Source organism: Marinobacter denitrificans (assembly GCF_008795955.1).
In the GTDB taxonomy this organism is placed as follows: domain Bacteria; phylum Pseudomonadota; class Gammaproteobacteria; order Pseudomonadales; family Oleiphilaceae; genus Marinobacter; species Marinobacter denitrificans.
In genome coordinates this window covers 1-8,755 of sequence record NZ_VMHN01000020.1, presented here as the reverse complement: position 1 = coordinate 8,755, position 8,755 = coordinate 1, and the positions used below count along the sequence as shown (strand labels likewise).

8 protein-coding genes and 4 tRNA genes are annotated in these 8,755 nt (G+C 56.2%); all 12 read right to left on the bottom strand.

Going from position 1 to position 8,755, the window contains the following annotated elements; all coding sequences use genetic code 11:
• Positions 1-128 (bottom strand): GTP-binding protein (locus FO268_RS22510; protein ID WP_227716620.1); only part of this gene is annotated, 128 nt, incomplete at its 3' end.
• Between the two features lie 50 nt (positions 129-178).
• Positions 179-254 (bottom strand) — tRNA-Thr (locus FO268_RS22505).
• Between the two features lie 21 nt (positions 255-275).
• Positions 276-350, bottom strand: a tRNA-Gly gene (locus tag FO268_RS22500).
• Between the two features lie 11 nt (positions 351-361).
• A tRNA-Tyr gene (locus FO268_RS22495) sits at positions 362-445 on the bottom strand.
• Between the two features lie 42 nt (positions 446-487).
• Positions 488-563 (bottom strand) — tRNA-Thr (locus FO268_RS22490).
• Between the two features lie 31 nt (positions 564-594).
• Positions 595-1,320: a hypothetical protein gene (locus tag FO268_RS22485; RefSeq protein ID WP_225316968.1), complete on the bottom strand. Its 726-nt coding sequence runs from the start codon at positions 1,318-1,320 to the stop codon at positions 595-597.
• The gene (locus tag FO268_RS22480; protein ID WP_150995395.1) at positions 1,317-2,054 is read right to left on the bottom strand and encodes a type III pantothenate kinase; all 738 of its coding nucleotides are present in this window, start codon (positions 2,052-2,054) and stop codon (positions 1,317-1,319) included. The genes FO268_RS22485 and FO268_RS22480 overlap by 4 nt, the downstream gene beginning before the upstream one ends.
• Positions 2,051-3,019 (bottom strand): biotin--[acetyl-CoA-carboxylase] ligase, encoded by a 969-nt coding sequence (locus tag FO268_RS22475; protein WP_150995394.1) that lies wholly within the window; start codon positions 3,017-3,019, stop codon positions 2,051-2,053. Before FO268_RS22475 ends, FO268_RS22480 begins: the two co-directional genes overlap by 4 nt.
• 117 nt (positions 3,020-3,136) lie before the next feature.
• Complete coding sequence (locus tag FO268_RS22470) at positions 3,137-5,506, bottom strand: DUF6160 family protein (RefSeq protein WP_191967040.1); 2,370 nt, start codon at positions 5,504-5,506, stop codon at positions 3,137-3,139.
• Between the two features lie 39 nt (positions 5,507-5,545).
• On the bottom strand, positions 5,546-6,094 hold the full coding sequence (locus tag FO268_RS22465; protein WP_150995392.1) for a DUF6160 family protein: 549 nt from the start codon (positions 6,092-6,094) through the stop codon (positions 5,546-5,548).
• Entirely contained in the window at positions 6,091-7,182 is a 1,092-nt protein-coding gene (locus tag FO268_RS22460; RefSeq protein ID WP_150995391.1) for a hypothetical protein, read from the bottom strand. The genes FO268_RS22465 and FO268_RS22460 overlap by 4 nt, the downstream gene beginning before the upstream one ends.
• Positions 7,182-8,381 (bottom strand): hypothetical protein, encoded by a 1,200-nt coding sequence (locus FO268_RS22455; protein ID WP_150995390.1) that lies wholly within the window; start codon positions 8,379-8,381, stop codon positions 7,182-7,184. Before FO268_RS22455 ends, FO268_RS22460 begins: the two co-directional genes overlap by 1 nt.
• Between the last annotated feature and the right edge of the window lie 374 nt (positions 8,382-8,755).

The window sequence follows — 8,755 nt, the reverse complement described above, 5'->3', positions numbered from 1 at the left end:
CCAGTACCCCACACTTCGTGACATACACGAGTCAGCGCGGCTGTCAGCGTGGTCTTGCCATGGTCTACGTGACCAATGGTGCCCACGTTTACGTGCGGCTTGTTACGCTCAAATTTTGCTTTAGACATTCGACCTATCTCCCTAATCAACCAGACCGTGACGTTGACCGGACAAATAATGGAGCTCATGACCGGAATTGAACCGGTGACCTCATCCTTACCAAGGATGTGCTCTACCGACTGAGCTACATGAGCGCTTTCAACACAACTACAAATTGGAGCGGGCAGCGGGAATCGAACCCGCGTCATCAGCTTGGAAGGCTGAGGTAATAGCCACTATACGATGCCCGCGAGCAATTAAGTGGTGGAGGGGGCAGGATTCGAACCTGCGAAGCTTTCGCGTCAGATTTACAGTCTGATCCCTTTGGCCACTCGGGAACCCCTCCGAGTCAGTCTCGCCAACGGCGAACCTGATTAAAACTAAAAAGTGGAGCTGGCGGACGGAATCGAACCCCCGACCTGCTGATTACAAGTCAGCTGCTCTACCAACTGAGCTACGCCAGCTCACATTCGCCTCTTCAGCGAGGGCGGTATACTACGGATTTTCAGAGGCTGTTGCAACACCTTCGCAACGCCTGATTTCGACCAGGTCGAAATTGTCCGCATAATCCAATTCTGCCGCCTCAACTGCGCCGGAATCCGGCATCAGTTCGTCCTCAAAAACGAGCGCGTAGCTTATCTGATTTCGGGGGAAGTTGGCCAGTATTGCATTGAGATTCTGACGTTTTTTTTCTTCAAGTACCGTTTCAGCAGCCCGCCTCGACTCGAACAGACCCAGGGAAATGGCATTTTTGTTTTCACCCCGCCTGACAAGGTAGGAATCAATACCCCGGCGCTGAAGATCCCGGAACAGCGCCAGCGCTCTGTCTGTAGGCTGGGGAGGAACAATCACCCAGTGTAATGGCGTCAACTCCCGTTCCTCTTCCCGGATTTCATACGCTCCCCCGGGGCTCCCAAGCGAGAGGTAGGCTTCTCGCGCAGCGTCAGCATTCTCAAACCAGCCCAGCCGAACACAATAGCGCTGCGATACGGGCTCCCTTGGCTCCACCACAGTTTCTACCTGGCCCAGCGCCGCTTCCGATGAAACCGGCAGCTCCGGCACCTGCGCCTCCTGGTTGGCAGGGGATACAGTTCGAAGGTCCGCGACCCTGGGCAGGGCCTGCCGTTCTGACACCACGGCGACACGCTTGGGAACAAAGCTGTCTCCATAAAACCAGAGCGCCCCATTAATCAACAACAGACCAAGAGCAAGCCACTTCATTCCGGCTCCCACTCCCCATCAACGGCAGCAAGCCCGCTCAGGACCAGGTAGGGGGCATGGATGGCAGAAAGGCCGGCGCCGATCAGGCCCGAAGCGTCCCCCCCGGTCACCAGAACCCGATCAAGCCCGAAATGGCTGCAGTCCCGATGTATTCGCGTAACCATGGCCTCACGAAGCCACACCAGCCCATGCTGGACGCACTCGGTGGTGGAGGTTCCGGGGGTGGCCTGTTCCGCATCCAGGCTGTCGAACCCGATCCTGGCAGCATCCTGCTTGAGGGAACGGAGCATCATCTGTTTGCCGGGCAGGATGTAGCCACCCAGATGGGCACCGGACCTGGCAACGTAATCAACAGTAATGGCGCTGCCGGCGTCCACAACCGCAAAACCGGCGGCCCCTGTCGCCTGCCAGCCCCCACACATGGCGTGCCAGCGATCCGCCCCCATCCGGTGTACGTCCTTATAGGCGTTGACCAGTTTGCCACGGCGGCTTTCAGCCCAGTGAAAGATAACGGGAGCACTGAATGTGGCCTCAAGCCTCGCCTGTAGCTGGCGACGCCGGTCCTCGGCTATCACGGTCGATATTGCAATGCGTTCAACAGAATCCTTCCAGGGGGCCCACTCGGGGAAAACTCCGCCCTCCTCCAGGCGGACAAAACCCTTTTCCAGGACCTTCCCTCCGGCAAGCAATTGCCATTTCATGCGGGTATTTCCGGCATCAATCAGCAACTTCATGAGCGTACACGCAGGCTTATTTCGCCAGCACGAACCTTGACCAGCTCGTCGCCATCGGAGATCAGATAGTTGCCGGAATCATCTATACCATGACCGGTTCCAGCGAGTTCACCCTGACTTGCCACCAGCGCCTTTCCGGAAAATATGTCACGGCTCTGCCAACGCTCCCTGAAATCGCCAAAACCGTTCCCGGCAAACTCATCCACAGCTCCCAGGACCGACTCGATGACCGATGCTGCCACCTCGTTCCGGCACCACTGGCGTTCAGGCAGGACCCCGGCGAGACTGGCCCACGCCTGGTCGACACCGGCAGCATCGGTCATGTGAACATTCATACCGATACCGGCCACCACCTGCACAACCCCCTCCTCAAGCTCTCCCTGGAGCTCCACGAGAATACCAGCGAGCTTGCTTCCTGCGAGAAAGATGTCATTGGGCCATTTGAGCCCCACGTCCGGTACGCCCTGCTGCTCCAGCGCTTCAGCAACGGCAACGCCCAGCACCAGACTCAACCCGTCAAGCATGGCAAAGCTTCCCCGAAAGGTCAGCCCCAGGCTGAGGTAAAGATTCTGGCCCCGGGGGCTTTGCCACTGCCTGCCACGCCGGCCTCTGCCAGCGGTCTGGCAATCAGCTATACAAACAGGAACCCGGCCACTCCCGGATTCGCGGCGTCGCCGCACGATTTCGGCATTCGTGGAATCCACCTCGTCCAGAACTATTAACTCGATGGCAGAACGACGGGGTACGCTCAGGCCCTGCAGGATCTGCTCCTGATCAAGCAGATCCATCTCGGTCAGCAGGCGATAGCCCTTACCGCGGATGGTTTCTATTCGGAGTCCCTCATCCATCGCGCGCCGAACCTGCTTCCAGATCGCGGTGCGACTGATGCCGAGGCTGGTGGCAAGGGACTCACCAGAATGAACCTGCCCGTCTGCCAGGAGGCCTAGGAGTGCTCTGGATTTCATGAAGGCATGCCCGCGTGATTGAATAGGATCAGGGCGGGATTAAACACCACGTAGAACAAAAAGACAAAGGGCGAGACCGAAGCGGTAGCGCAATGAGTGTAATTGTCCTGCTAACATTCAGGGGACCGGCGTTGCCGTCAGGTTCGCCTTGATGTCGAAGTTCTGCATTTTTACGCCGTACACCGCCGTTTGCGGCCCGCCGGTGGGGTGCACAAGATCGATATTGTTGATAGACAATTCCTTGAACTGGCTTCTGGCCTGAACCGCAAACCCAAGCGGCCGGTTTTCCAGGTCCGTTGCAGTGGGCGATGAAACGTATCGATATCCCGCCGCAGCCGCGGGATCCATAATTTTTTCGTCTCCCCTTGCGCCGGTTATCCCCAGGGTATCCGCACCATCGGTCTTCTTGACCACTTTGGTCTGGTAAACATCCACGGATAAGTCCGTTCGTATACCGAAGGTGTTGTCCTCCACGCCGTCACCATCGAAGTCACCACCATCACTGGTGTGGATATCATTGAGCACGAGCCTGGTGCCAGTGTTATTGACCGGATCCCCGCTCGCGCCTGCCTGGCGATTGGTCTCCCAGGTAAAGGCGTTCTTGCGGGAGTCACTCACGGCCCGGGCAAATATCTGCTTCAACCGGATGGTAATGCCCTCATCGCCCCGGGTCTCCCAGATACCGCCTGAGGCGGTGCAATCCGCCGCAGTGACACCGGAACCACCAGCACAGACATCGCCGGCACCACCCGGAACAATGGTCATACTGCTACCGGTTTCGTACTTCTGCACGACAAAGCGCCCAAAACTTGCTCCCGCCTCCTTGTCGCCCACGCGGAGGTTACCCACATCCATCATGCTCCAGGCTTCGCCTTTAATTATTGCGAGGCCGTCTTCGGTCACGTCGACCGTCATGTCACGGATATGGGCGTCATAGCTCAGGTCGGTGATCCACAGGCCTTTCTGGGAAATCTCTCCTTCGCCCTCATCATAAGGGGCAGCAATAATAGCGGCTTGACCATTACGTATACGGATATCCGAATTAATCGTCAGGCCCTCACCACTGGCGCCGCCGGCACCGAGAGTCACCTGTCCATCCATTTCGAATTCATAGGCGGGGTAGAAGCCCAGCGCGAGCAACAATTCAGTACCTCCCTGCAAAGGTGCATCATCACTACCTACCCGAAGACCATTAATGCGATAGCCGGCATTCACTTCCTCAAAACCAATTCTGAGGCCGTCATAGAAACGGGTGCCGTTTATCTCCCCGTCCCGGGTGACGTTCACGGTGACATCGCCCTGCCCCCAGGATTGCAAGCCGCTGAAGATCACCCGGTTGCCATCCTCCGTATAACTCAGATCCGCTAACTGCAGGCTCCACTCGGCAGACAGCCTGAGCCCCTGCGGGCCGGCGTCAGGATGACCGCCGCCCTGAACGTATACCGCATTGGTATAGCTACGACCGTTATAAGTGTGATCTCGCAGCATGAAACTGACATTGACCTCGCCAATGCTCTTACCCCCGGCCCCCATCTCGATACGACCAATATTGAACTCTCCATCCAGAGAGCCCAGCGTCAATCCCAATGCGTTGCGGCCGTATCTGTCCCTGGTGACATCAATCCGCAGGTCGTTAACGTTGTAGTGTCCGGCAATATCCCTGAAGGCAAGCGTGTTGTTGTCATCGCGGTATATAAAGGAAGCACTGTTAATCGTGGTCTGGTTGTCCAGGCGGAAACCTTCCCCCTCCCGACCACCGGCGGTGATTCCTGTTTTCGACGACAGATCAAAGGTCCCGCTGAGCCCCCCATAGCTAGGCAGCAGCTGGCCGGTGGAGACATCATAGGTATTGCCATGATTCGCAGGATTGCTGCTGTAGCGGATGGCCCCCACATCGTAGGATCCGGAAATACGGGGTGCATTAAGCTCCAGGGTGCCACCCACTACGTCGAGGGTAATGCCAAGAGCCTCCACATCCAGGGTTACATCATCAAGAAAGACTTCGTTGCCATTGGTACGATAACCAAGCCGGCCACCCGTCATGGTATAGGCAGTATCGAAGGTATAACCGGAAGAGCCGTAAGCTCCGCCAGGACGGATGCGAAGGCTGCCCTGCATGCTGTGATCGAAGAATATGCCTCCCATCCCGATACCCGGCGCGCCCGCCAGACGAACGTCGCCGAATTCAACCCGGCGATCTTCAACCAGATAGTCCAGGTTGAGCGCAGCGTCATCCGTAATATCCACCCGGATAATATGAGCAGCCGATTCCCCCGGGCGGCTTGCAGAGCCCACCCGGAAATCCTCCAGATAGATGCCGTTCCCATCATCAAAATAGGATAGCCGATCTGCGGCCATACCCAGTTCCATCTCCAGGGTTATTCCGCTCTGACCACTGATACCCGCGAGATCGTCATCATCAAGGCTCTGCATATCAGCCGTTACGGGGCTCGACAATGACAAAACCAGCGGCCAGGCCATTTTCATTCTGAAGGAATACCTTTGAAAATAACGCATACCCCCTCCCTATGGGTTGCCTGTGGGGAAAACCAGCAGGTTTCCCTCCATGACAACGTCACCCTGCATTTCCACCGCAAGAATGTCTGTCTGGCGGAACCCCGGGTCTGTTGGCCTGGGCATATTGCTGCCAGCTATTTTGAAGCGCACATCGTTGTAACGGACGATGTCCGGTAAGCCGATTTCCATAACATCACGATTGAACAGCTCTCCATCGCCACCGAATCCGGAGTCAATAGAACGAACCCTGAGAGTCAGGCCTTCGAAGGCAAAGTTGCCTTGTATCTCATCCAGTACCATCCAGCCGCCATCCGATTTCAGACGATAAGCCAACCTGGCGCCGCACTTTTTGTCCGGGTCATCACAGCGGCCGAAATAGCTGTTCTCGATAGGCCCTCCCATTTCGTTGATGCTGATATCGCCGGATAGATAAATGCCGCCCTGGCCGGAGACCTCGGCCAGATCCTTATCCTCCAGGCGATCAAGCTCGGCAACAGCCTGTGTTGTTGCAGACGTTGCAATTACGACGAAGGCAGCGTGCCAGTATCTTGTATTCATGGGGCCAGCTCCTTGGTTCGGATTTCCAGGTGCTGAATGAGCATGCCTTCCACCCGTGCCGACCCGAAATCACGGTCAGCTACGGAGAAGTTGCCGATATGAAGATTGCTGCGGTAATCGAGGTTGGTGTAATAGTCCTCGTAGAAATCCCAGGTTTCAGCATCACTGCTGCCACGCAGCCCGTCGGCGCCGATACTCCCAGGTGCAGGCCGGTCAATGGCAGCTACCTCCACCACAAAGTTGCCGGTCCCATCCACATCAAAAAACACGGGCTGCAACTGGTTACCAATCGCCAGCTCCAGAGCAAAGTTGGTCATGGTTATCCGGGAACCACAAGAGAGGCCATCCTGGGAGCAGGCGTTAATTGACAATTCGGGAGTATGAAAATTGAGTTTGAACTGACCCACCATCTGCTGCCGGTCATCATCTCCCCACAACCGCAGATAACTGCCATCAATCACGGCACTCTTTGCATGGATATTGATATTGGCCGAGCGATCATCTCCCACGGCGACATTCATCTGCATTCCGATATCCGGACGCTCGCCCACGAAGCCCGCTGTAGCCGGACGACTGGAACAGACGCCGCTCCCCGCCGCTGCGCCGGCGCTTATGCAATCATACCCCTGGGCTGCATCTACTAATGCCGGCGCCGCAAACTCGAGCACAGCCTTGTCCCGGATGCCAATATCGTTGCCGTCTACCACATCGATTCGATAAGGGTTGATGAGACGCCCCAAATTTACCGGGCTGAGGTTCTGGCCGTAGTTACTTCCGTTGCCAGAGATATAGAGATGGTTGACGACGATCTCGACCTCCCGACCATCGGTGCTCTTAAGCCCTCCAATCTTGAAAATCCTGGCCTGATTACCGGCCGCATCGGGAACATCCGTACCGTGGGAAAACTTGAAATTCTCCAGCACTACGCCGATCCCCTCACCGTCGATTTCCGCTAACTCACGCTCCGAAAGCCCCTGGAGCTCCGCGTTTGCCGGCCCTGCAGCGATGACAGCTATGACAGCCTGGATTGCAGGCAGTATTCGTGGGAATCCCGGACGGCCAACTCTGAGGGTCAAAAAGGAAAACATCAGAACAACCCCCGGCCACGATCAATGTATTCCGTCCTGTAACGGTCGGTACCGTAAAGCGCCTCGTTAAGGTTCACCTCGGTCGCCCCGTTCGGAATGTTGAAAAAAGCACCGGATGTGGCCCGAATAAAATCCTCGGGAGTCGGGTTGGTATTCTTGACGTCTTTTAGCCAGTCGAGGTCTTTGGTCTGGAATGAAATAAACGCTCCGTCGGCGGGCCCGGTAATGCGTCGCTCATTACCAACCTCTTCAACGGTTCCGATAGGAAAACTGCTGTAGATATCGAGATCAAAACACGAGTCAATGCCCAGCACCAGGCAGTCCTGAGCGTAGACATAAATATCACCACTACCACAGCTGAGGAACGAACAATCAGGCACCTCTATGCGGGAACTGGAACCCCAGCCGATCAGGTTCTTCACCGACCAGCGGGTAAAACCACCGGCATCCTCAAGGACAAATCGTTCCCCGTTCGGAATACCGATATGCTCGGCACGGACGGGATCCAGTTCCCCGATATTCGGATCGCCCTCCTCACCATAGACCAGTTGCGCCTTGGTCTGGAGTGGACTACCCCCTTCAAGCAACGGCGTGAGCAGCACGATCACCTGATCAAAAAAGTTTCCGCTGGAGCTCGCCTCACTCAGCCCTTCTCCCCGGTCCACGATGTCAACGTTAACATTGCCGGTAAGGGTTTCGATCTTACCGGACAAAATCCCCATGGATTCGCCGAAGCCCAGGCGAAAGCCGACAATTTCCTGAGCGGTCTCGTCGAAGGCGAATTCCAGAAAAGGGTTATCAATATTGAACGGAACAATTTCACCTTCACCATAGGCAGAGCCATCCGGTTTAAGCTGACGGGGGGCTTTCGGGTTGCGGTCGAAGTAGGCCTGATTGTTGATGTACCCGAGGGCGAAATCCTCGATGTAGACGTCAGACGTACCTGTCTTCTCGCCATCCCTGTCATAGCGTCCGAGCTCCAGGACATCCACATTGGTCTGTATATCGATATCCATCCCCAGGTTGACCCGGGTATAGGAGGTGGTATCGGATTCGTCCGGGTGGTACTGGCGATCAACGGAGATGAATGCCTGGCCAGTCACCTCTGACATATCGCTGTCGGAGATTGGCTGCAGCTCCGCTGCCACTGGCGGAGCAAGCGACAGTGCTATCAAGGAAGACCAAACAACACGTTTCATAGACACATCTCACCATTAACCGCCTTTTTCAACGCGGTTTATTGTTGTTCTGGATGAGTGTCTCTGAACACTTGTATCGTCTTCGCTGGCGTTTTTTGTTTTTTGGCCAGTTCTTGACAAATATTAACGTCGTTTACACGTTGTCACTGTGAGCGGTGTCATAGATTTGGAAGGCAACGCCGGCGGAAGGAACAGATTTCCATTCAGGCAATAAAAAACCCCGGCAGCTTACGCTGTCGGGGTTTTCGGTATTAAGAGCCTGACGATGACCTACTTTGCTCGCGCTGCCGCGCTCGGCCCTTCGGGCCCGCCGTCGCAGGGCTCCGGCGTCCTGCGCTTGCCTGCGGCAAGCTTGTCACATGGAGCCTGTGTAG

Coding starts and splice junctions, on each gene's coding strand:
- FO268_RS22480 (WP_150995395.1), bottom strand. CDS start 2,054: ATGAAGTTGCTGATTGATGCCGGAAATACCCGCATGAAATGGCAATTG.
- FO268_RS22475 (WP_150995394.1), bottom strand. CDS start 3,019: ATGAAATCCAGAGCACTCCTAGGCCTCCTGGCAGACGGGCAGGTTCAT.
- FO268_RS22470 (WP_191967040.1), bottom strand. CDS start 5,506: ATGAAAATGGCCTGGCCGCTGGTTTTGTCATTGTCGAGCCCCGTAACG.
- FO268_RS22485 (WP_225316968.1), bottom strand. CDS start 1,320: ATGAAGTGGCTTGCTCTTGGTCTGTTGTTGATTAATGGGGCGCTCTGG.
- FO268_RS22460 (WP_150995391.1), bottom strand. CDS start 7,182: ATGTTTTCCTTTTTGACCCTCAGAGTTGGCCGTCCGGGATTCCCACGA.
- FO268_RS22465 (WP_150995392.1), bottom strand. CDS start 6,094: ATGAATACAAGATACTGGCACGCTGCCTTCGTCGTAATTGCAACGTCT.
- FO268_RS22455 (WP_150995390.1), bottom strand. CDS start 8,381: ATGAAACGTGTTGTTTGGTCTTCCTTGATAGCACTGTCGCTTGCTCCG.